General features: G+C 47.1%; 17 protein-coding genes, 2 tRNA genes, 1 rRNA gene and 1 pseudogene. 17 read left to right on the forward strand and 4 right to left on the reverse strand.

Annotated features, from left to right (window positions below; all coding sequences use genetic code 11):
- Window positions 1-500 precede the first annotated feature (500 nt).
- Window positions 501-1,859, forward strand: a complete 1,359-nt coding sequence (locus tag ACESZH_RS17610) for a sugar transferase (RefSeq protein ID WP_373218030.1) — start codon at window positions 501-503, stop codon at window positions 1,857-1,859.
- 31 nt (window positions 1,860-1,890) lie between these two features.
- Here the strand turns inward: ACESZH_RS17610 and ACESZH_RS17615 are convergent, their stop codons facing one another.
- On the reverse strand, window positions 1,891-3,369 hold the full coding sequence (locus ACESZH_RS17615) for a DUF1846 domain-containing protein (protein ID WP_373218031.1): 1,479 nt from the start codon (window positions 3,367-3,369) through the stop codon (window positions 1,891-1,893).
- A 223-nt stretch (window positions 3,370-3,592) separates the two neighbouring features.
- Between ACESZH_RS17615 and ftsH the strand changes: the two genes are divergently transcribed.
- The 4 genes from ftsH (at window position 3,593) to ACESZH_RS17635 (ending at window position 9,553) form a co-directional block, all read left to right on the forward strand.
- Window positions 3,593-5,629, forward strand: coding sequence for an ATP-dependent zinc metalloprotease FtsH (ftsH, locus tag ACESZH_RS17620; protein WP_373218032.1), 2,037 nt, complete (start codon window positions 3,593-3,595; stop codon window positions 5,627-5,629).
- A 51-nt stretch (window positions 5,630-5,680) separates the two neighbouring features.
- Entirely contained in the window at window positions 5,681-7,552 is a 1,872-nt protein-coding gene (gene uvrC / locus ACESZH_RS17625) for an excinuclease ABC subunit UvrC (RefSeq protein WP_373218034.1), read from the forward strand.
- A 107-nt stretch (window positions 7,553-7,659) separates the two neighbouring features.
- Window positions 7,660-8,592, forward strand: a complete 933-nt coding sequence (gene hprK, locus ACESZH_RS17630) for an HPr(Ser) kinase/phosphatase (RefSeq protein ID WP_373218036.1) — start codon at window positions 7,660-7,662, stop codon at window positions 8,590-8,592.
- Between the two features lie 19 nt (window positions 8,593-8,611).
- On the forward strand, window positions 8,612-9,553 hold the full coding sequence (locus ACESZH_RS17635; RefSeq protein WP_373218037.1) for an ROK family glucokinase: 942 nt from the start codon (window positions 8,612-8,614) through the stop codon (window positions 9,551-9,553).
- 129 nt (window positions 9,554-9,682) lie between these two features.
- Here the strand turns inward: ACESZH_RS17635 and ACESZH_RS17640 are convergent, their stop codons facing one another.
- Window positions 9,683-12,289, reverse strand: a complete 2,607-nt coding sequence (locus ACESZH_RS17640; protein WP_373218039.1) for a PBP1A family penicillin-binding protein — start codon at window positions 12,287-12,289, stop codon at window positions 9,683-9,685.
- A gap of 251 nt (window positions 12,290-12,540) precedes the next feature.
- On the opposite strand from ACESZH_RS17640, the gene ACESZH_RS17645 reads away from it, so the two are divergent.
- A complete protein-coding gene (locus ACESZH_RS17645; RefSeq protein WP_373218041.1) occupies window positions 12,541-13,197 on the forward strand; it encodes a YigZ family protein in 657 nt (218 codons plus the stop codon).
- A gap of 87 nt (window positions 13,198-13,284) precedes the next feature.
- Here ACESZH_RS17645 and ACESZH_RS17650 read toward each other — a convergent pair whose 3' ends face one another.
- Window positions 13,285-13,803: a peptidylprolyl isomerase gene (locus ACESZH_RS17650; RefSeq protein ID WP_373218042.1), complete on the reverse strand. Its 519-nt coding sequence runs from the start codon at window positions 13,801-13,803 to the stop codon at window positions 13,285-13,287.
- A 116-nt stretch (window positions 13,804-13,919) separates the two neighbouring features.
- Between ACESZH_RS17650 and tsaE the strand changes: the two genes are divergently transcribed.
- The 3 genes from tsaE to rimI are packed head-to-tail and all read left to right on the forward strand — an operon-like array spanning window position 13,920 to window position 15,552.
- Window positions 13,920-14,357, forward strand: coding sequence for a tRNA (adenosine(37)-N6)-threonylcarbamoyltransferase complex ATPase subunit type 1 TsaE (tsaE, locus tag ACESZH_RS17655; RefSeq protein ID WP_373218043.1), 438 nt, complete (start codon window positions 13,920-13,922; stop codon window positions 14,355-14,357).
- 20 nt (window positions 14,358-14,377) lie between these two features.
- Window positions 14,378-15,118, forward strand: a complete 741-nt coding sequence (tsaB, locus tag ACESZH_RS17660) for a tRNA (adenosine(37)-N6)-threonylcarbamoyltransferase complex dimerization subunit type 1 TsaB (protein ID WP_373218045.1) — start codon at window positions 14,378-14,380, stop codon at window positions 15,116-15,118.
- Complete coding sequence (rimI, locus tag ACESZH_RS17665; RefSeq protein WP_373218046.1) at window positions 15,115-15,552, forward strand: ribosomal protein S18-alanine N-acetyltransferase; 438 nt, start codon at window positions 15,115-15,117, stop codon at window positions 15,550-15,552. Before tsaB ends, rimI begins: the two co-directional genes overlap by 4 nt.
- A 54-nt stretch (window positions 15,553-15,606) precedes the next feature.
- Here rimI and ACESZH_RS17670 read toward each other — a convergent pair.
- Window positions 15,607-18,168, reverse strand: a pseudogene (locus tag ACESZH_RS17670) (YfhO family protein); the annotation flags it as partial.
- Window positions 18,169-18,300: 132 nt separating this feature from the next.
- Here ACESZH_RS17670 and ACESZH_RS17675 point away from each other — a divergent pair.
- The 8 genes from ACESZH_RS17675 to ACESZH_RS17710 form a co-directional block, all read left to right on the forward strand.
- Window positions 18,301-19,002 carry a response regulator transcription factor gene (locus tag ACESZH_RS17675; protein WP_373218047.1) on the forward strand — a complete coding sequence of 234 codons (702 nt, stop codon included), beginning with the start codon at window positions 18,301-18,303 and terminating at the stop codon, window positions 19,000-19,002.
- Window positions 18,995-20,380, forward strand: a complete 1,386-nt coding sequence (locus tag ACESZH_RS17680; protein ID WP_373218048.1) for a sensor histidine kinase — start codon at window positions 18,995-18,997, stop codon at window positions 20,378-20,380. The genes ACESZH_RS17675 and ACESZH_RS17680 overlap by 8 nt, the downstream gene beginning before the upstream one ends.
- A gap of 89 nt (window positions 20,381-20,469) precedes the next feature.
- Window positions 20,470-21,381, forward strand: coding sequence for a ribonuclease Z (locus ACESZH_RS17685; protein ID WP_373218049.1), 912 nt, complete (start codon window positions 20,470-20,472; stop codon window positions 21,379-21,381).
- Window positions 21,382-21,386: 5 nt separating this feature from the next.
- Window positions 21,387-22,406, forward strand: a complete 1,020-nt coding sequence (gene tsaD / locus ACESZH_RS17690; RefSeq protein WP_373218050.1) for a tRNA (adenosine(37)-N6)-threonylcarbamoyltransferase complex transferase subunit TsaD — start codon at window positions 21,387-21,389, stop codon at window positions 22,404-22,406.
- Complete coding sequence (gene ispD / locus ACESZH_RS17695; RefSeq protein WP_373218051.1) at window positions 22,406-23,113, forward strand: 2-C-methyl-D-erythritol 4-phosphate cytidylyltransferase; 708 nt, start codon at window positions 22,406-22,408, stop codon at window positions 23,111-23,113. The genes tsaD and ispD overlap by 1 nt, the downstream gene beginning before the upstream one ends.
- Window positions 23,114-23,358: 245 nt before the next feature.
- A tRNA-Ser gene (locus tag ACESZH_RS17700) sits at window positions 23,359-23,444 on the forward strand.
- Between the two features lie 129 nt (window positions 23,445-23,573).
- A tRNA-Ser gene (locus tag ACESZH_RS17705) sits at window positions 23,574-23,663 on the forward strand.
- A 234-nt stretch (window positions 23,664-23,897) separates the two neighbouring features.
- Window positions 23,898-23,971, forward strand: a 16S ribosomal RNA gene (locus ACESZH_RS17710); the annotation flags it as partial.

Here is a 23,971-nt window from a genome sequence, read left to right on the forward strand (position 1 = left end):
GCAGAGGGAAAAGCGGAAGACATACTCGAGCTTTTAGCCGATCTTGGGGAAATCCCAAAGCAGCTTCGGAAAAAAATCCTTGAGGAAAGGGATCTACAAGTTCTGAAAAGCTATTTAAAAAAGGCTGCCTGTGCAAAATCTGTGGAAGAGTTTGAAAGTCTTATCAAGTAGGCGCAAACTCTCTTTCAGGATGAAATACCATCAAATAATCAGGCAGTAGTATGCCCATGTCTTTTGATGCCGCAAAGGCATCAGTCTGTAAAATCATAAGTATTGAAAAATCCATGAAAAAAGACAGAGGAATTCTATGAATTCCAAAGATAAAAAATAAAAAGAACAAATGATAAAGTAGCAGCTACATCGATCGGAAACGCTGAAAACCTGTATATACAGCATGCCAGCCTTGCCATTTGTGGAGCCGTGTGATAAGATAATCATATCTGCCCAGGGCAGTTTGAAACATAACAGACATATCATGTTAAAGCTGAAAAGGTTAAGAAATGAATGACAAACAGAAGAAAAGTATCGTAAAAATAATCTATCGCATTCTGGCGCTTATACTGGCATTTGTTACGTCTGCTGAGCTGTGGTTCCTGAACGTGGGCCCATACTGGCGGAAGACCTTTAACGGAAGCAGGACATTGTTTATGGTAGGTGTGATCTATTGCATTACCTACTGGTTTTTTGTGAAATTATACAATGCTCAGAAAATAGGCCATTATCGTCTGCCGGAGCTTGTGTTTTCTCAGATGCTGGCATTTGCCATAGCGGATTTCTGTCTGTATGGAGCCGCATTTGTATGGTTCCATGACATTTCCAGAATGAAGCTGCTTTCATTTTTCGTTGCGTTTATCATACAAATGGCAGTCATAACCTTTGTGATATTTGTGTGCAATAAGCTCTATGCCAGATATTCGGAAAAGGTGAATATTGTCATTATCTATGGCGATGAAGATTACAAATTTCTGATAAGAAAGATGGAGATAAAAAACTACCACTATCGGATCAGAGAATGTCTGGACCAGCATACGGATATTTCACGGTTGTGTGCGGCTATTGAACAGTGCGATGACGTATATCTGTGCAATGTGGATGCAGCCATACGGAATCAGGTTGTTTTGTACTGCGACAGCATCCAGAAAGATATTCATATCTCTGTGGGAGTGGAAGAACTATTGACAATGGGATATGATGTTTCTCATGCTTTTGACACGCCTTATATCCGTAATAAAAAGGCTCCCGTGGAATGGTACTATCCTTTTGTAAAAAGATTTTTTGATATTGTGTGCTCTCTGGCTGGGCTGGTGATCTTATCGCCGCTTTTGCTGATCGTTTCGATTGCGATCAAAGCATGCGATGGCGGTCCGGTGCTGTTTAAGCAGGAGAGACTGACACAGAATGGGAAAACCTTCTATATTTACAAATTCAGGAGTATGATACTGAATGCAGAGGAGCATGGGGCGAGGTTGGCATCTCAGCATGACGACAGAATTACTCCGGTTGGAAGAGTAATACGCGCTTTGCGGATCGATGAGCTGCCCCAGCTATTCAATGTTTTAAAAGGAGAAATGTCCATTGTAGGTCCGAGACCAGAGAGACCGGAAATCGCAGAGGTTTATAAGAAGGATGTTCCGGAGTTCAGTCTGCGGCTGAAGGTGAAAGCGGGCTTGACCGGCTATGCGCAGGTGTTTGGAAAATATAACACCACGCCAGAGGATAAGCTGAAACTGGATTTGCTGTACATTAATCAGCGGTCCTTGCTGTTTGATCTGCGGATCATTTTTTATACTATGAAGATTATCTTTATACCGGAGAGTACGGAGGGAATTGAAGACGGAAAGGAAACAGCGGCAAAGTGATATGCCGCTGTTTTTCACGTTCAGAAAACTATTATTGATATTTCTTTTTCTTCTCAAATTTCGGCTCGCAGGTAACCTCAATGCCAAGCCTTCGGAAGGAAAGAATGTCAACGGACGACAGCATGACTGAAGTATGTGCCTGGCATCCTCTTAATTTCGGAATCTGCTCCAGGGCAAGGCGGGCGTCCGGGTTGGTAGCGGCGCTTACGGAGAGTGCGATCATTGTTTCATCCATATGCAGCCGCGGGTTTTTGCTGCCAAGGTAGCTGGTTTTCAGCTCCTGGATAGGGCGGATGGCTTCCGGGGAAATCACATGTGCCCTGTGGTCGATGCCTGCCAGCTCCTTTAAGGCGTTGAGAAGCAGGGCAGAGGATGCGCCCAGCAGGTCGGAGGTTTTGCCGTAAACGATCTGTCCGTCAGGCAGTTCAAGGGCAGCAGCAGGACCGCCGCTCTGTTGTTCCATGCTCCGGCTTGCTGGTACCGTTTTGCGGTCATCCAGGGAGGCGTGAGCCTGTTTTAAAAGCAGCTCGATTTTGTAGACCTCGTCTTCCTTGCCTGTACCGGTGATCAGGGCATCCATGCTCTTGTAGTAGCGGCGGATGATTTCCTGGCGGGATGCTTCCTGGCAGGCTTCATCATCGATGATGCAGTTTCCTGCCATGTTTACACCCATATCGGTAGGTGATTTATACGGGCATTCGCCGATGATCTTTTCGAACATTGCCTGCAAAACAGGGAAAATCTCCACGTCCCGGTTATAGTTTACTGTTGTGATTCCATAGGCTTCCAGGTGGAAGGGGTCGATCATATTAACATCGTTCAGGTCGGCGGTGGCAGCTTCGTATGCCAGATTTACGGGATGCTTCAGCGGGATATTCCATATTGGGAAGGTTTCGAATTTTGCATATCCGGCACTGATACCGCGTTTGTATTCATGGTAAAGCTGGGAGAGGCAGGTGGCCATCTTTCCGCTTCCAGGTCCGGGCGCTGTAATGACAACAAGGGGTCTGGAGGTTTCAATGTACTGGTTTTTTCCGTAACCCTCATCGCTTACAATGAGAGCTGTGTTGCTGGGATAGCCTGGAATACTGTAATGAAGGTATACGCGGATACCAAGCTTTTCCAGACGGTTTTTGAAAGCGTCAGCGCTTTCCTGACCGGCATAGCGGGTGATGCATACACTGCCTACATACAGTCCTCTGCCGGTAAATGCGTCAATCAGACGCAGTACATCTTCATCGTAGGTGATGCCGAGATCACCGCGGACTTTATTTTTGTCAATATCTCCGGCGCTGATGACAATGACAATCTCAGCCTGGTCGGAGAGCTGCATGAGCATGCGCAGCTTGCTGTCCGGCTCGAAACCGGGAAGAACTCTGGAGGCATGGTAATCATCAAACAATTTTCCCCCGAACTCCAGATAGAGCTTGTTGTCAAACTGGCTGATGCGCTCTCGGATATGCTCAGACTGCATTTTCAGGTATTTCTCGTTATCAAATCCAATTTTCATTTGTCTTGTTCCTTTCCCCATCTCGTGATTACACTGGCGGATATAGCCGCCGAAAAAAATTATGTCATAAGTATACTACAAATCATATGATTTGTGGTAGCAGTTTTTAAAAAAAATTAGTATGGATATGTGGCAAAACAGAACAAAATAAATTCACAATCTGACAGTTGATTTCTCTGTGATTTATCTTTATAATAAGAAAGATAACAAGAGGAGGAACGAGATGGATAATAATTTGGACAATAACCAAAATAACAGGCGTCCCGATAACAGACCCCCTAAAAAGAACGGGCCAAACAATAATAAAAATCATCAGTCTATTCTGGCTTTTCTCATATGTCTTCTGGTCACTCTGGTATGCTTTAGTTTGTTTACCAATATGCTGCAGGACAATTCCAGCGAGATTACCTATGATAAATTTATTGATATGGTTGAAAAGGACCAGGTAAAAGAGGTTACGCTTCAGTCGAATACGCTGACTATTGTGCCGAGGAATCAGTCGAATCCCTATGTTGAGGTAAGTTATTACACCAATCAGGTCGAGGATGAGAATGCACTCACAGAACGTCTTGAGGGCAAAAATATTATTTTCAAGTCCGAGCCGCCGGATGCGTTTGGGGAATTTATGGCAATGATGCTGAGCGTGCTCCTTCCTACATTGCTTTTATTTGTGCTGCTGATGTTCTTTATGCGCCGCATGAACAAAGGCGGAGGAATGATGGGTGTGGGGAAAAGCCGTGCCAAGGCATATGTGCAGAAGGAGACAGGGATCACCTTCAAAGACGTTGCGGGTCAGGACGAGGCAAAGGAGTCGCTTCAGGAGGTTGTGGATTTCCTTCATAACCCTGGAAAATACACAGAGATCGGAGCAAAGCTTCCAAAGGGTGCTCTGCTTGTCGGGCCTCCGGGAACCGGTAAGACCCTGCTGGCAAAAGCAGTAGCAGGTGAGGCACATGTTCCGTTTTTCTCCCTCTCCGGTTCGGAGTTTGTGGAGATGTTCGTGGGTGTGGGAGCTTCCCGTGTCCGGGATCTGTTTGAGGAGGCAAAGAAAAACGCCCCCTGTATTGTATTTATTGATGAAATTGATGCCATAGGAAAAAGCCGTGATTCCCATTACGGTGGGGGAAACGATGAGCGGGAGCAGACTTTGAACCAGCTTCTGGCTGAGATGGATGGCTTTGATACATCCAAGGGCCTTCTGATCCTGGCGGCTACCAACCGTCCGGAGGTTTTGGACCCGGCGCTTCTGCGTCCGGGACGTTTTGACCGGCGTGTGATCGTAGACCGACCGGACTTAAAGGGCAGAATTGATATTCTGAAGGTTCATGCAAAAAATGTAATGTTGGATGAAACCGTTGATTTTGAAGCCATTGCGCTGGCAACCTCCGGAGCTGTTGGGTCTGACCTTGCCAATATGGTAAACGAGGCTGCTATTCTGGCAGTCAAGAGCGGACGCCGTGCTGTTTCCCAGAAGGATCTTCTGGAATCCGTAGAGGTGGTCCTTGTAGGAAAAGAGAAAAAGGATCGTATCTTAGGTGCAGAGGAGCGCAGGATCGTTTCTTATCATGAGGTAGGCCATGCACTGGTAAGCGCACTGCAGAAGGATGCGGAGCCGGTACAGAAGATTACCATTGTGCCGCGTACCATGGGAGCATTGGGCTATGTGATGCAGGTCCCGGAGGAAGAAAAATTCCTGAATACAAAAAAGGAGCTGGAGGCCATGCTTGTGGGATACCTTGGCGGGCGTGCGGCAGAGGAACTTGTCTTTGATACTGTGACGACAGGGGCATCCAATGATATTGAGCAGGCTACAAAGGTGGCACGGGCTATGATAACACAGTATGGTATGTCCGAAAAATTTGGATTGATGGGTTTGGCAACACAGGAGAACCAATATCTTTCCGGGCGTGCAGTTCTCAATTGTGGCGACAATACGGCCACTGAGGTGGATCATGAGGTGATGGCGCTGCTTCACCGTTCCTATGAAGAGGCGAAACGCCTGATCGGGGAGCATCGTGAGGCCCTGGATAAGATTGCAGAATATCTGATTAAAAAAGAAACCATTACAGGTAAGGAATTTATGAAGATTTTCCGTGCTGTGGAAAAAGGTATTGAGATTCCGGAGGATCTGAATGAGCTGAGTCTGGAAGAGCTTGAGAAAAAGCCGGAGGACAGTCAGGAGGTGCCGGAAATCGCAAGTGTTTCTGAACCGGAAGCATCTGAGTATTCGGAACCGGACAGCGGAGAATCACAATTATAAAGAGCAGATAAGGACCGGGAGCAATCCCGGTTCTTTTCAGAAGGAGAGCAGATGTTCCAGATAGAAGAGGAATTAAAGAAGCTGCCGGCAAAGCCGGGCGTCTATATCATGCACGATGAGAAGGACGAGATCATCTATGTAGGAAAGGCTGTCAGCCTGAAAAACCGTGTGCGCCAATATTTCCAGAGCAGCCGTAACAAGGGCGTTAAAATTGAGCAGATGGTGACACATATTTCCCGTTTTGAGTATATCATTACAGACTCTGAGCTGGAAGCGCTGGTACTGGAATGCAATCTTATAAAAGAGCACAGACCAAAGTACAACACCATGCTGAAGGATGATAAAACATATCCCTTTATTAAAGTGACGGTAAATGAAGCTTATCCCCGTGTACTTTTCGCACGGAAGATGAAAAAGGACAAGGCAAAGTATTTCGGGCCGTATACCAGTGCCGGAGCAGTTAAGGATGTGATTGAGCTTGTGCGCAAGATCTACAAGGTACGTTCCTGTAACCGTACACTTCCCCGGGACTGCGGCAAGGACCGCCCCTGCCTGTATTATCATATGAAGCAGTGTACGGCACCTTGTCAGGGAAATGTCAGCGAGGAGGAATACAGGCAGAATATCGACCGGACACTTCGGTTCCTAAACGGTAATTTTCAGGATGTTATCAATGAGTTGACAGATAAAATGCAGGAAGCGTCAGAGGAACTGCGGTTTGAAGATGCAGCAGGATATCGTGACCTGATAGGCAGCATTCGGAAAATCGGAGAACGTCAGAAGATCACTTCCTATGGTGAGGAAGATAAGGATATCATTGCAGTTGCCATGGATGAGAGCGAGGATCTGAGAGAACAGGATGCGGTCGTCCAGGTATTCTTCATGCGCGGCGGAAAGCTGATCGGCAGGGATCATTTTTTTCTGCGCGTTGCAAGGGGCGATACGAAGGCGCAGGTGCTGTCAAGCTTTCTGAAGCAGTTTTATGCAGGCACTCCTTTTATTCCCCGGGAAATCATGCTGCAAAAGGAAATTGAGGACGCACAGGTCATTGAGGACTGGCTCTCTTCCAGGAGAAAGCAGCGTGTCCATATCCGTGTACCCAAAAAAGGAACAAAAGAGAAGCTGGTAGAGCTGGCGCAGGAGAATGCACAGATGGTCCTTACAAAAGACAGGGAGCGCATCAAGCGGGAAGAGGGCAGGACCATAGGAGCGGTAAAAGAAGTGGAGGGCTGGCTTGGACTTACAGGCTTGGCCCGTATGGAAGCTTACGATATTTCCAATATCAGCGGCTTTGAGTCGGTAGGCTCTATGGTAGTCTTTGAGAAAGGCCGTCCCAAACGCAGTGATTACCGCAAATTTAAGATAAAATGGGTTCAGGGACCAAATGACTATGCAAGTATGGAAGAAGTGCTTACAAGGCGTTTTACGCACGAATCCAAGGGGGATTTCGACAGCTTTGCAAAACTGCCGGATCTGATCCTCATGGACGGCGGACGGGGGCAGGTCAACATTGCGTTGAAGGTTTTGGGAGAGTTGGGAATCAGGATTCCGGTATGCGGCATGGTAAAGGATGACCACCACCGTACCAGAGGACTTTATTATAACAATCTGGAAATACCCATTGATACCAGCAGCGAGGGCTTTCATCTGATCACAAGGATCCAGGATGAGGCACACCGGTTTGCCATTGAGTTTCACCGCTCCCTGCGCAGCAAGGAGCAGGTACATTCCCTGCTGGATGACATCCCTGGAATCGGTGAGGCCAGAAGAAAGGCGCTGATGCGCAAATTTAAATCTCTGGAAAATATCCGGGATGCTTCTCTGGAGGAACTGGCCCAGACAGAAACCATGAATATGGGCAGCGCCCGGCAGGTTTACGACTTTTTTCATAAAAAAGAAGATGCCAATGTTACTGATCACTGATAACGGAAAAAGTGAGTAAATTCAAATACATTCATTGAAGTTACCGGAAAGATTTGATATAATAATTTATTATTATAACGAATCTGTTCTTCAAAGGAGATAAACGAATGAAAGGTGTACAATTGACAAAATTGGCGCAGGAACTGAACCTCACAAACCTGACGCCGGACATTGACCTTGCGGAAATCTATGTCAAGACGGCAGAGATAAACCGTCCGGCCTTGCAGTTGACTGGTTATCTTGAGCACTTTGCAAATGAGCGGGTGCAGATTATCGGATATGTGGAATACACGTACCTGATGCAGCTTAATGATGAGGAGCGCCTGTTTAAATATGAGCGGTTTATTTCCAGCAAAATCCCGTGTGTGATTTTCAGCACTATGACAAGACCTTCTCAGGATATGATCGACCTGGCATATAAATATAATGTTCCCACGTTTGTAACGGAGAGAACTACTTCCAGCTTTATGGCGGAGATCATCCGTTGGCTGGGTGTACAGCTTGCTCCCTGCATTTCCATCCACGGCGTACTGGTGGATGTGTACGGCGAGGGTGTCCTGATCACCGGAGAGAGCGGTATCGGTAAAAGTGAGGCTGCTCTGGAGCTGATCAAGCGAGGCCATCGTCTTGTAAGCGATGATGTGGTGGAACTGCGAAAGGTGAGCGATGTGACATTGGTAGGCTCTGCGCCGGACATTACGAGACACTTTATTGAGCTTCGCGGTATCGGTATCATTGATGTAAAAACCCTGTTTGGTGTAGAGAGCGTAAAGGACACCCAGTCCGTTGATCTGGTCATCAAACTGGAAGAGTGGGACAGAGATAAGGAATATGACCGTCTTGGTCTTCACGAAGAGTTTACAGAATATCTTGGAAATAAGATCGTCTGCCATTCCCTGCCGATTCGTCCGGGAAGAAATCTGGCAGTGATCGTAGAATCTGCCGCTGTAAACCACAGACAGAAAAAGATGGGATATAATGCAGCCGAGGAGCTGTACAAGCGTGTACAGGCTAATATTGCAAAAAAACGCGAGAGCTAAAAGAAAGGACAGGAGAAAAATGGGATTATATTGTTTCGGAATTGATGTTGGAGGCACTACAGTAAAATGCGGTCTGTTTCTTACGGATGGTACATTGGTGGAGAAATGGGAGATTCCTACCAGAACGGAGAATAACGGTTCTGAGATTCTTCCTGATGTAGCGAAAGCGATCCAGAGTAAGATTCAGGAGAGAGGTCTTCAGAAGGAAAATATTGACGGTGTGGGAATCGGAATTCCGGGACCGGTCAACGATAAAGGTGAGGTTCCGCTGGCAGTAAACCTCCACTGGGGATTTAAGGCTGTTGCAAGCGAGCTGAGCTTCCTCACAGGACTTCCTGCAAAGGCAGCAAATGACGCGAATATCGCAGCGTTGGGAGAATCCTGGAAGGGTGCGGCAGAGGGCGCTAAAAATGTAGTTTTAGTCACCCTTGGAACAGGCGTAGGCGGTGGAATCATTGTAGATGGAAAGATCGTCTGCGGTCACCATGGCGCCGGAGGAGAAGTGGGACATGCCAATGTGAATCATGAGGAAACTTTTGCATGCAACTGCGGTAATCATGGCTGTTTGGAGCAGTATGCGTCTGCAACAGGAATCGCACGGGTTGCCAATGAGATTCTGGAGGATAGCGAGGAAAACAGCATTCTCAGAAGCTATACGAAAATAAATGCAAAGAATGTTCTGGATGCCTATAAAGAGGGCGATAAGCTTGCAATCCGCACTATGGAAAAGGTGGGAGATATTTTAGGCGGTGCACTTTCTATTTTCTCCTGTGTCATTGATCCGGAAACGATCGTTGTAGGCGGAGGCGTTTCAAAAGCCGGACAGCCGCTGATTGACTGCATTCAGAAATACTATAAAAAGTACGCATTCCCCTCCTGTAAGGATACCCCGATCGTCTGCGCAAGCCTTGGAAACGATGCGGGAATCTACGGGGCAGCACGTATGGTGATCAAAGAGTGATATAAAATTAAAAATCGGTTTACAGAATAACAGAAACCACAGTCTGAAAAATGGCTGTGGTTTTTTGCGTCATAAAATGGCGAAAAAAGGTGCCGGGAAATCCTGAAAAATTCCCCGGCACCAAAGTGCTTATTCATAATAGTAGATATCCTCATCACCGCCGCCCGGATCTTCCGTGTATCCCGGATCTTCCGTATACCCCGGATCTTCACCGCCCGGATTATCGGTATTGCCTGGATCTTCGGGATTGCCCGGGTTTTCCGTGTTACCCGGATCTTCCGTATTGCCCGGATCTTCACCGCCCGGATTATCCGGGTTATCCGGATTATCCTCGGCTGGTGTGGGAGTAAGCTCTTCGTCATACTCCTCATATTCTTCATAGAAGTGCTGGTCACAGTATTCTGTAGGCATGGTTCCCACATCGAAGTATTCCTCGTCAACCGGGCAGCCGGCTCTCGGAAGAAGACCGGTCTCGGAGCAGATGCTGATCTTTTCAACACTGCCAGGCTGGTCAAAGCCTTTATATTCCATACCTTCGTGGATACGGGACATAACCTTTCTCCATAATCCCTTGTGGAAATCTCTTGCATAATCCGGAAGCTTTTCATTGTTATCATATCCGGACCATACAGCGCAGGTATAATATGGAGTATAACCTACAAACCACAGGTCGTTGTAATCTTCAGTGGTACCTGTCTTTCCGGCAACTGCCATATTGCTGAGCTGGCAGGCTGTACCGGTACCGTTCTGAACAACATCCTCCATGGCATTGGTAAGAAGCCATGCGGTGCTTTCCTTAACTACGGAACGTGCAGCAGAATTGTTTTCGATGAGAACATTTCCGTTGTGGTCCAGAATTTTGGTGTAGTAAATCGGTTTGATATAATTTCCGCCGTTTGCGATAGCAGCGTAGGCGGCACAAAGCTCAACATTTGTAACACCGTGGGTAATACCGCCAAGTGCAGTCGGCAGGTTGGCATCCGTGTATACGTTGCCGTTTGCATCTGTGTCTGCTTCCGTGCCGTGTGCAAGTGTGGTGAATCCGAAATTATCCAGATACTTCAGGCCAAGTGCAGGCGTTACCTGCTCCAGACATTTCACCGCAACAACGTTTATGGAATTACGGATAGCTGTACGGATGGTTGTGGTACCATTGTAGCTCATGCTGGCATTATTGACAGGTGCGCCGCTTGGGTAGTTATACGGTTCATCCTCAAAGGTGGTGCCAAGGGACATACCCAATTCATTGAGGGCAGGAGCATAGGTGGACAAGATCTTGAAGGTAGAACCGGGCTGACGGGTTGTGTCAGTGGCGCGGTTCAGGGTAAGACTTGCTGTCTTTTCTCCTCGTCCGCCGACAATAGCTTTTACATAACCGGTATGCTGGTCGATCACGCTCATGGATGACTGGGGCTGCGGTGCAAAGCTTGCGCGCTCTGCTACTACTGTGCTGCCGTTTGCCAGGATGTTTGCCTTATACCGGTCAATATAGGTCTGGCCTTCCTCCGGAGAATCAAAGAGCAGGTCAAAGGACGGGTCTTCGTTCTGGAAGTAAAGCTTCATCATTTCCTTGCTGTAGTTCACTTCGTTGCCATCAGGGTCTGTTACAGTAAGGGCATAATCCAGATAATACTGTACATAAGAAGGATAGTTATCAGGATTTGCGTATTCCTCATCCAGAATGCTCTGAATGGTGGGATCCTGGGTGGTCATGATCTTAAGACCGCCGCTGTAAAGCATATTTTGTGCCTGGGTCTTTGTGTAACCCTTAATGTTCATCAGGTCATTGATAACCTGATCGGTCAGCTCATCCTCAAAGTAGGAATAAACCTTGCTGGTGGTCTGGGTATTCTCTGCCTGGGCAGCCTGGATCCTGGAATAAACATCATCATTTAATGCAGCGTCGTACTGGGCCTGGTCAATATAACCTTGCTCCAGCATATGCTGCAGGACTTCTTTTCGCCTCTTTGCATTTTCCTTCGGGTTTTCGATGGGGTTGTATTTCGTAGGAGCCTGGGTAATACCTGCCAGAGTTGCACACTCGGAAAGGTTCAGATCCCACACATCCTTATTGAAATACTGGCGGGAAGCAGCCTGCACACCATAGGCGCCGGCGCCAAGGTTGATAGTATTCAGATAGTTTTCAAGGATAACGTTTTTGTCTCCGATCTTTTTCTCTATCTGGATAGCCAGATACTGCTCCTGAAGCTTACGGGTGAATCGTTCAATCTGTGTGGACTCGTTTGTCCAGTTGGTGAAAACGTTGTTTTTCAGAAGCTGCTGCGTAATGGTACTGGCACCCTCGGAGAAGCTTCCGGTAGTCAATGCTTTTACGCCTGCACGGAGAATACCTCTCACATCAATGCCGTTATGTTCGTAAAAACGCTCATCCTCAATTGCGACTACCGCGTGCTGAAGATCCTCGGGAATCTGGTCAATGGAAACAGGAAGCCTGTTTGCATTGGGGGCAGCCAGCTTACGTATCTGATTTCCGTGGTCATCATACAGGAAAGAAGCGTAACCTAGAGGCATGATATCTACATCATCTACGTCAGGGGCATTGGCAATGACGCCGCGGATAGAACCTATGCCCACGCATGCCACAACAACGCAGAGAGTGATCAGACATATGAAAAGAACTCTGATAAACGAAACATGCGCCCGCTTTCCTATCATAGACGAACGGGAAATCAGGGAATTCCGCTTCTTTGAGGTCGATTTTTTTCCGTAGTTCATGATAATCCTCCTTTATAATCCGTTCTATTATAGCAAATATAAATAAGTAAATAAACCCTAAAATGAAAATTCACACTTTCTTTCATTATAACAAATCAAGACTGAAAAAGAATAAAACGGATTTTCCCTCCATTAATTAGGATTGACCGTTTTCCATAGGAAAATGTAAAGAATTATGGCTAAATCGGAAAAATCATGGTATCTTAATATTAACCCTAATAAGACAAATTTATTTTCAGGAGGAGCGCGTCATGCTGGAAAGCTACAGGACTATATACAAAGGCAGAGAAGGGGAGATTGTGGAAAAAAAGTCGAGATTCATCGCCACAGTACGCCTGGTGGAAAGTGAGGAGGAGGCGCTTTCTTTTATTGAGGAAATGCGCAAAAAATATTGGGATGCCAGACATAACTGCTATGCTTACACCATTGGCTCTAACCGGGAGCTGACACGCTGCAGCGACGACGGGGAGCCGTCCGGCACGGCGGGGCGCCCGATGCTGGATGTGCTTCTGGGAGAAAATCTGTACAATACGGCTGTAGTCGTGACGAGATATTTTGGCGGTGTCCTTTTGGGGACAGGAGGATTGGTCCGCGCCTATTCCGCTGCTGTTCAGGAGGGACTTCGTGCCAGTACGGTAATTGAAAAGGTACGGGGGATCGTGCTGTCTGTCACCACAGACTATACGGGGATCGGAAAGCTGCAGTACATAGCGGGAGAGCGGGGACTTCCTATACTGGAGTCCGAGTATACGGATAAGGTGGTGCTGAAGCTTTTGGTGCCGTTTGCTCAGAAAGAAGCGGTTCAGAAAGCTATCACAGAGAGCAGCAACGGAAGAGCAATAATGGAAAAAGAGCGGGAAGTATATTTCGCGGAGGCGGACGGAGAGGTGAAGGTATTCGAATACTGAACAACTGACGCAGTCGCGCTAAGGCTCAAGTGTGCGCCTTAGCGCACACTTGATAGCTGCGTAGTTCAAAGAGACTGCGCACACTTTTTAGCATTTTTCAGGTTCCGGATAATCGGTTCCAAAGGTATCAACGGTCATAGACTTGATCTTCTGCTCATCCAGAGGTCTGTCGCTGTAATCCGTATCCGTTTCTGCGATTTTGTTTACCACATCCATGCCCTCGGTGATCTTTCCGAAAGCAGCATATGCGCCGTCCAGATGCGGAGCAGCTTTGTGCATGATAAAGAACTGGCTGCCAGCAGAATCCGGGTGCATAGCGCGCGCCATGGAAAGGACTCCCGGTGTATGGGCAAGCTGATTCTTAAAACCGTTCTGGGAAAATTCACCCTTGATGCTGTATCCAGGACCGCCCATTCCGGTTCCGTCCGGGCATCCGCCCTGGATCATAAAGCCGCGGATCACGCGGTGGAAGATCAATCCGTTATAAAAGCCTTTCTTTACCAGGCTGACAAAATTATTCACCGTATTTGGGGCAATATCCGGATAAAGCTCTGCCTTCATCACATCTCCATTTTCCATTGTAATTGTCACAATTGGATTTGACATAGTAATTCTCCTTTTCAAAAAGTATTGTATTTCATTATTCGTTCTATTATAATATGCAAAGAGCAATTCTGCAAGGAAAACCAGAGAAAAGGCAAAGGAGCGCCTTTGGAGGAAATATGATCATAGAAACGAGAACCCCGGAAGAAACATTCGAATTAGGAAAAAAGCTGGGTGGGCGTGCCCTGCCGGGTCAGATATATACTTTGGTCGGCGATCTGGGCGTGGGCAAAACCGTTTTTACCCAGGGAGTAGCTGCGGGGCTTGGTATCACGGAACCAATCTGCAGTCCTACTTTTACGATCATACAGGAATATGAAACAGGCCGTCTTCCCTTTTATCATTTTGATGTATACCGCATTGGCGACATTGAGGAAATGGAAGAAATCGGTTATGACGATTACTTTTTCGGTCAGGGGATCTGCCTGATCGAGTGGGCAAATCTCATTGAGGAAATCCTGCCGGAAAATATTATCCAGGTAACCATAGAAAAGGATTTGGAGAAAGGCTTTGATTACCGAAAGATCACCATTACAGGTTCCGGCCTGGAGGAGTAAAGAAAGAGGAGAGACTGATTATGAAGATATTGGCACTGGACAGTTCCGGCATTGTGGCATCTGTTGCCGTTGTGGAGGATGACACGCTGCTTGCTGAATACACTGTGAATTATAAGAAAACCCATTCCCAGACACTTCTTCCCATGCTGGATGAGGTAGTTAAGATGACAGAACTGGATCTGAACACCATAGATGCCATTGCAGTGGCGGCAGGTCCCGGTTCGTTCACAGGACTGCGTATCGGCTCTGCGACAGCGAAAGGTCTGGGACTTGCCCTGGACAAGCCGTTGGTGGCGGTTCCCACGGTGGAAGCCCTGGCTTATAATCTTTATGATACGGAAGGGCTGATCTGTCCGATCATGGACGCGCGCAGAAATCAGGTGTATACGGGAATTTACTGCTTTGAGGATCATCAGCTTGTTGCGGTGGAGAAGCAGATGGCGGCAGCCATTACGGATTTGATGGAAAAATTAAACGGATTGGGTAAGCCTGTAACCTTCCTGGGTGATGGGGTACCTGTTTTCCGGAAAATAATTGGGGAAACCCTGAAGGTTCCCTGTTCCTTTGCGCCGGCGCATGTGAATAAACAGAGAGCAGCCGCAGTGGCTGCCCTTGGAGCTGTCTATTATAAGGAAGGAAAAATCCAGACCGCCCGGGAACACAATCCGGAGTATCTCCGGGTTTCCCAGGCTGAGAGAGAGCGGGCAGAAAGGCAGAGGGCAGAGAACCAGGCCGCCGGGAAAGCGGGGGAGACAGCATGATTCTCCGTGAAATGCTTGTGGATGATTTAGATCAGGTGATGGAGATCGAAACAGATCTCTTCGCCGTGCCATGGACAAAGGAAGGCTTTTTTACTTATCTCACACGGGAGGAAGCCATGTTCCTTGTGGTGGAGGAAAAGGGAAAGATCCTTGCCTACTGCGGCCTTATTATGGTTCTGGACGAAGGCGATATCACCAACGTCGCCGTGCGGCGTGACCGGCAGCGGGAGGGAATCGGCCATTTTCTAATGGAGAGCCTTGTGCGCCTTGCGGCTGAGCGGGGCGTGACCACGATCCATCTGGAGGTCCGCGCTGGCAATGATACGGCTGTCAGACTTTATGAGCGAATGGGCTTTGTCCGGGACGGAATCCGTAAAGGATACTACACGGACCCTGTGGAGGATGCGATTCTTATGACGCGCCATCCACAGTGAATACAGGAGGCTGTCAAAAATAAAATAACAGGCTGCCAGGGCACTGATGAAAAGTCCTGCAGTTTTACCGGGCGCATGGAATTCCAATTGGATTTCATGCGTCCCTTTTGTCAGCGGAAAACCTGCAAAAGCCTTATTTACCTCCACAGGAGTTACCTTTTTTCCGTCCACAGTAGCAGTATATCCATGAGAAAAAGCAAAGGAAGTGACAAAATATCCGTCCTCCTCCATAGTGATTTCTCCGTTCAGCAACTGTCTGCCGCTGGTTTTGCCGGGATGAAATGCTGATATACCGGGGTGATCCAAAGCAGAAACCGGGATGGTATAAGCGGAAACATTTGATATGTCATAGTTTCCCTTTGAAAAAGTAATTTCCAGCGACTCCACAGGCGTATCACCTGACAGCATATAAGTAAAGGTGGTGTTGCGGTTAGGGTACGGTGCATTGCTTCCGGAGAGGCAATTTTTGATGCCGTTTATGGTTACGGAGATATCCTTTTTGCCTTTATAGCTGATGTCGAAGGAGAGAAGCAGGATCTGACCGGATTCCACTGTTTTGGGGAGCGGTTTGGTCAGAGTGCAGCTTTCCTTTATAGTTTCCCGGCTGAAAAATTCTTCCGGCAGTTCATAAGCTTGCATTTTGGAACGGTAGGGCAGAAACTGAGGATCATAAGCTCCATCCTTGGGCTGTAACAGATCATCTTTTTGTGCGGGTACTACTGTTCGGTTGGCAAGGGTATCCAGATTTTGAGGATAAGGGATGGCATCAAAATCTTCTTCGTGGATAAGTGCTGTACTTCCGTAAGCGACAGGCAAAACAGAAGCATTTTCTGCAAGCACATGCCCGTTCTTTTCTTTCTTTATTTCATATCCGGAGGGCACTTTTTTATCCGTGGTCTGAATATAGCGGACGCCCATAAGATACTCCTGAAAAGGATTGGCATCTGCGCATATGGCGACCCGGTTTCGGATGCTGATCGGCATTCTTAAAATATCATAATAAAGATGATTGTAATTGCTGTTTGAAACAGAGGAATACATGGTGCTTTTATTTTGTTCGCCGAAGTAGGCATAGTTGGAGTTGTTTAGCGACCGCTCCAGATCATCCATCCTTGATAAGGAATCTGAGGCGAAGGCGGCAATGTCACTATTGGAAAATGTTTCTCTGGAGTTTTCCGTTTCCGCAGTGAAATGTTCTGTCTTTGCTTTTTCCAGATAAAGCTGTGCCGGTACGGCGCAGAGAAGCATGCAGGCTGCAAGCTGGTAAAGAAAGCCGCTGGTATTGAGTCGCGTTTTTTTCCGCAGGAGTCCCAGGAGAACACAGAAGACCAGAACTGCCGCATCTGCTTTCATCAGAAATTCCAGCTCTTTTTTCGGAGAAAGATACACGATCTGGACAAGCACCGGAATAACAGAAAGTAGCGCCAGGGGAAGGCTGTGGTGTATCTCGTTTTTCTGCAGCCCGTCAATAGTAAGGGCGGTGAGGTAAAGGATAATGGGAACAAAAGGGATCAGGCTTTTGGGGCGCACGTACAAGGTTCCATTCAGTATCCAGTAAAAAATATCAAAAAACAGAAGGCAGAACACAGCGGCTGCCAGCTTTCGCGTATCCTTTCTTCGGATGGAAAGGAACAGGGCATAGAGACAGAAAACAGTGAGACCGCAGCCATACGCGCTGTATAAAAGGCTGTCCAGGCTGGGGTTTACGGCGAGAATACTGGAAATAGATGTTGCTTTCACATCTTTTTTGTTTTCCAGAATGGCAAAGGCAGTAGGAAAAAGGAGAACCATTGCCATGCACACGGAAACAGTCACGCTGAGTATATATTTTTTCCATAGTCTGTTTCGCTGGGATTTCCAAATTTGAGTGCCGTACACCTCGCGGAGAGGACGTGACTGGAACCATAGATAGATCGTGCAGACAGCGAAGCAGGAAGGAAAAAAGTAAAAGCTGTGCAGAAGGATCATCAGCAGGGAGAGAACCAATCCGGGGTGAGGCCGGAACCACTCACGTCTGCTTTCCCAAAATGAAGCAAGGCAGTTGTCTATTGACAGCAGAGCCAGAATGAGAAAAGGCAGATAATTCACAAACATGATCTGCCGGTGGGCCTGAAACATGCAGTTAGCCGTGAGATAGAAAAATCCGCTTACAAAGCAGGCAAGGTTCCCGATTTCCTTCCGGAAAAGCCAATAGTACAAAAGCAAGGCACCTGCCAAAACCTCAAAAACGGCATAGCCCTGGATAATAAGCTTCATGGAAACATCCGGCAGAAAATAAGAGAGCATAATATCAGGTCGGAGGAACCCATAATAAGAAAGAGTGAAAAAATTACTTCCGCCTCCAAGCCCGGAGAAATCCGGAAAAAATTCTCCTGTAGCATAAAAGTGCGTTCTCATGTAGTCAGCAATTGTCAAATGCTGGGAAAACCAGTCCGTCTGTGAGCCAAAAAGAGAACCCTCAGGAAGAATCCGATAAAAAAGAAGCAGTCCTGCACCCAGAAGAAGCAGCAGGTGGATCAGGTTCCATCTGGAAAATTTAACATTGGTGTTGTGCTTATAAGTCATACATGTTCCTTTCCGGGAAAATCCCTGTAATATTTCTGTTTTAAAAAGCATAAGCCTTAAAACTTAAGAACGCCGCTAAGTAAATCTGAAGAATTCTTAAGAAAGGTCAAATGAATCCGGAAATGTGATAAAATCATAGCGATACCCTATATAACGATACAATTTGTGATTTGGAGGCGGAAAATGGAAAATTCCAGAATTTTAGTCATAGATGATAACCCGGAGATACGTGAGGTCATTACCATTTTGATGGAAGGCGAGGGATTCCTGACAGAGGAAGCGGGGGACGGAGAACAGGCACTGGAAAAAATACGGGAAGTATCCTATGATCTGATTTTGCTGGATGTGATGATGCCGGGCTTGAACGGCTACCAGACCTGTGTGGAGATCCGAAAGATCACCAATGCACCGATTCTGTTTTTAAGCGCCAGAAGCCAGGTGGAGGATAAGACAATGGGTTTTTTGAGCGGCGGCGACGATTATCTGCCAAAGCCTTTCTCCTATCAGGAGCTTCTGGGAAGAGTCAAGGCGCTGATGCGCCGCTACCAGATCTATCAGGGAAAGCCTGTGCAGGCGCCGGAAAAGGAAAAGATAAAGGCAGGAAACGTGGAGCTGGATGAGGAGGCTGCCGTAGTCTGGAAGGACGGACAGGAGATATCTCTTACGGAAACGGAGTTTGCTATTTTAAAGCTTTTGATGACCCATAAGAAGCAGATTTTTTCTATGGAGCGCCTGTATGAGGCGGTATGGGGAGAAAAGTATTATTACGGTGCATCCAATATTGTGATGGTGCATATCCGGAATTTAAGGGGGAAAATTGAAAAAGACCCTCATAATCCTCAGATCGTACGCACCGTATGGGGAAGGGGGTACCGCTGTGACTAAATGGAATAAGAGAAGCAATGTGCGGAAGCTGACTACGGAAATGTTTCTTATCCTTTTTCTCAGCGCAGTGGTGGCAGTGGGCACTGTAAGCTGGATGTATTCCAGAAGATTCGCAGCCTACGCCTGGGTGGATTCTCACCATCTTCTGACGGACTGCAGAGAGGAATACAAGGAATGGTTTATAGAGCAGGCGCCTCACTACAAGCTGGAGCCGGAGCTGCAGGCAAATAACACTGGCAAACGGTACAAAACAGAAGAAAAGCTGCCTTTTGTGACGGAACACTGTGACTCTTATATCGGTGTAGGAATTTATGAAAAGAGCAGCGGGGACTATGTGGCCAGCTATTTTCCCAAGGCGCTGGACGAAAGTTTTTTCTGGAACGATTGGCTGTGGAACGATTCAGCGATCATGTCCAGCACTGAGATACCTATGGAATTCGATGCGGAGTTTGAGGATACTACTGCGCAGGTACTGGTGTACAGTTATCGTTCCATGCAGATGATTCCGGCGTATTTTATGGCGGGGGTCTTACTGGCGTTGGTGATCATTCTATTTCCCGTCCTGTTTTTTGTACATCGCCGCATGAAGTATTTGGGAAAAGTCCGTTCCGAGGTACTTGTGATGGCGGAAGGTGATCTGGAGCACAGAATCACGGTTCGGGGAAACGATGAAATCTCTTCGCTATCCCGGGAACTGGACATGCTTCGCCTGACTTTAAAGGAGAACATTGAGAGTGAACGCAGAAGTCATGAGGCAAACCAGGAATTGATCCGTGCCATGTCTCACGATCTGCGTACGCCTCTTACCACTTTGAACGGATATCTGGAAATACTCAGCCGCTCCAAGGGAGATGCAGAAAAGTACCCGGAATATATAAAGAGGTGTTTGAAGAAAACAGAGGAAATCAGAAGCATGTCTGACAAAATGTTTGAATATGCGCTGGTATTTGACGGACAGGATCATGTGGAAAAACAAAGCCTTTCTATGGACTTTTTGCGAGAGGAGCTGGAGGAGCAAACGGAATATCTGAAAATGCAGGGGTTTGCAGGGAATATATGCTGGAATGAGGAGGATGTCCCGGGATATCTGTATGGGAATGCGTTTCTGATCAAACGTCTTTGCGGAAATCTTTTTTCTAATATATTGAGATACGGAGATATTTCCAAGCTTGTAGAAATTGATGCGGACGCTGCTGCGGACCGTATCAAAGTAAGGATTCGCAACAGCATTGCCTCAATGCCGGAATCCCAGGGAAGCAAAGTGGGGCTGAAAAGTGCGGAGAGGATCGCAGCATTGCATGATGGGAGCCTTGAATGGAGGGAAGAAGAGGGAAAATTTACGGTCACCTTCTGGCTTCCACTTGTTTTAAAGAACTAATTGTGTTAAACTTTGCCAGAGAATATAAAGTTTAGAAGATGGTGCTGTCCGTCTTTATGAGACCTGGGACAGCGATGAAGAGGATTATTATGTTAGATGTTTGTCTGGTAGGAACCGGAGGCATGATGCCGCTGCCGCGAAGATGGCTTACGGCACTCATGACACGGTATAATGGAAGCAGTCTGCTGATTGACTGTGGTGAGGGAACCCAGGTTGCCATCAAAGAAAAGGGCTGGAGTTTTAAGCCGATTGATGTGATCTGTTTTACCCATTACCATGGGGATCATATCAGCGGTCTGCCGGGGCTGCTCCTTACAATGGGTAACGCTGACCGTACAGAGCCATTGACCCTAATTGGGCCGAAGGGTTTGGAGCGGGTGGTGAACGCTCTCAGGGTCATCGCGCCGGAGCTGCCCTTTGAACTGAAATTTATAGAGATCACAAAGCCGGAACAGACCTTTGCGCTGAACGGCTACCGCATTACGGCATTTAAAGTAAATCATAATGTATTGTGTTACGGATACACGCTGGAAATCCTGCGTCAGGGGAAATTTTCACCGGAGAGCGCAAAGGAGCGGGGCATTCCGCTGAAATATTGGAATCCGCTCCAAAAGGGACAGACCATTGAGGAGGAGGGTGTGACATACACTCCGGATATGGTTCTGGGACCTCCGCGAAAAGGCATTAAGGTGACTTATACCACGGATACCCGTCCTACGGAGTCTATTTTGCGCAATGCGCAGCAGTCCGATCTGTTTATCTGCGAAGGGATGTACGGCGAGGAGGATAAGGTAGAAAAGGCGAAAGGCTATAAGCACATGACCTTCCGGGAAGCTGCCGTATTGGCGCGTGATGCAGGTGTTGGGGAGCTGTGGCTGACGCATTACAGTCCGTCCCTGATCCGTCCGGATGACTATATGGATAAGGTTCGGGAGATTTTCCCAAAAGCCTATCCAGGAAAAGACGGAAAAACAATGGAAATGAATTTTGAAGAGGATTGAGATTGATGAAGGATACGTTGATTCTTGCAATAGAAAGCTCCTGTGATGAGACGGCAGCCTCGGTTGTAAAAAACGGCAGAACCATTTTGTCCAATGTGATTTCATCGCAGATTGAGCTTCATAAATTATACGGCGGGGTGGTTCCTGAGATAGCCTCCCGTAAGCATATCGAAAAGATTAACCAGGTTGTGGAACAGGCACTGGCAGATGCGCAGGTGACGCTGGATGATCTGGATGCCATAGGCGTAACTTACGGCCCGGGTCTTGTGGGAGCGCTTCTTGTGGGGGTTGCCGAGGCAAAAGCCATTGCATATGCAAAAAAACTGCCTCTTGTGGGAGTGCATCATATAGAAGGACATGTTTCGGCTAATTATATCGAACACCCGGATCTGGAACCGCCGTTTCTCTGCTTGATCGTATCAGGCGGACATACTCATCTGGTAATTGTAAAGGATTATGGAGAGTTTGAAATCCTGGGGCGTACCAGGGACGATGCTGCTGGAGAAGCATTTGATAAAGTCGCCCGTGCTATCGGGCTGGGATATCCCGGCGGCCCGAAAATCGACAAGCTTTCTAAGGAGGGAAATCCCGAGGCGATCATTTTTCCAAAAGGAAAAATCGGGGACAGTCCTTATGATTTCAGCTTCAGCGGGGTGAAATCAGCCGTGCTGAATTATCTGAATAATGCGCAGATGAAAGGGGAAGAAGTCAACCGCGCCGATTTGGCTGCTTCTTTCCAAAAATCAGTGGTAGATGTACTGGTAGAGCATACTATGCTGGCTGCAAAAGATTATCAGATGGACAAGATCGCGATCGCAGGGGGCGTGGCTTCCAATGGTACGTTGCGGGATGCGATGACAAAGGCATGCGAGGCAAACGGTTACAAATTTTACCGTCCATCGCCTATTTTCTGTACCGATAATGCGGCAATGATCGGTGTGGCAGCTTATTATGAATTTATAAAAGGAACCCGGCATGGCTGGGATTTAAACGCAGTACCGAATCTAAAACTGGGGGAACGGTAATGGAGCAGAAAAAGTGTACAGCCATTGTTCTGGCAGCAGGGCAGGGAAAGCGGATGCACAGTAAAGTACAAAAGCAATTTCTGGAAATACAGGGGCACCCGGTTCTGTATTATTCCCTGCGCTGTTTTCAGGAAAGCACTTTAATTGAGGATATTATTCTGGTGACGGGAGAAGAGGCGATTTCTTATTGTGAAAAAGAAATCGTGGAGAAATACGGCTTTGCAAAGGTGAAAAAGGTGATTGCCGGAGGAAAAGAACGGTATGATTCTGTCTATGCAGGGCTTCTGGCCTGTGAAAATACAGACTATGTATTTATCCACGACGGAGCTCGCCCATTTATCACAGAGGAGATTCTGGAGCGGGGGCTTGCGGCTGTCCGGGAGACCGGTGCCTGTGTGGTTGGAATGCCTTCAAAAGATACGGTGAAGATTTCAGATGAGAACGGATGTGTGAAGGAAACTCCGGACAGAAGCTGCGTGTGGAATATTCAGACTCCTCAGATTTTTGAGTATTCGCTGATCCGGGAAGCACACGAGAGTATCCGAAAAACAGATATGACCGGAATTACGGATGATGCCATGGTGGTGGAGCAGGAAACTGGTGTGAAGGTGCGGCTTTCAAAAGGCTCTTATCAGAATATTAAGATTACCACGCCGGAGGATCTGGTCATTGCGGAAGCTTTTTTCAACAGCTCAGCCTTTAGCTGAACTGTTGCGGAATTTGCCCATTTAAAGTCGCCTGCGGCGAGTGGCAGATTCCCTGTTGGCTGCTCATAAGTTCTTGCACGGACTTTGCAGCGAGTGCAAAGTCCTGGGCTGAACGGTAACGAACGGTAACGATTTTTTGTAAAAATGTGAATTTTTTATTGACAGAGGATATAATTGATGATAGAATACATTTTGCGCTGACAGAGAAATAGAGAAATGCTGAGAAATGGCGCGAAACCGCACTTGGAGAGATATCGAAGTGGTCATAACGAGGCGGTCTTGAAAACCGTTTGTCCGCAAGGGCGCGTGGGTTCGAATCCCACTCTCTCCGTTAGTCAAGCAAAAAACTTGTAAAGTTTTGGAAAAAAGTGCTTGACAATATGAATGAGTCGGAGTTATAATAACTCTTGCTTTTGAGCTTACTAAACTGAATATAACAATTAAGTGAGTAGGGCAATTTGGAGAAGTACCCAAGCTGGCCGAAGGGGCTCCCCTGGAAAGGGAGTAGGTCGTTAATAGCGGCGCGAGGGTTCAAATCCCTCCTTCTCCGTTAAGTTCTTCCGAATTAAAAAAGTCGGAAAAACTTAGAAAAAAGTTGTTGACATTCGACAAGTTGTGTGATAGTATTAACAAGCTGTCGAAAAACAGCAAAGAACCTTGATAACTAAACAGTGAAACACATACGATTCTCGAAAATTCTTTTACAAATATCATTCGAAGAGAATGAACCTAAAACAGTAAAAACGAGAGATAGCTAGTTGGTTATCTTGAGTGGAAACAAACTTTATCAGAGAGTTTGATCCTGGCTCAGGATGAACGCTGGCGGCGTGCTTAACACATGCAAGTCGAACGGAGATC

It is taken from the genome of Ruminococcus sp. 5_1_39BFAA (assembly GCF_964240875.1).
GTDB lineage: Bacteria > Bacillota > Clostridia > Lachnospirales > Lachnospiraceae > Blautia_A.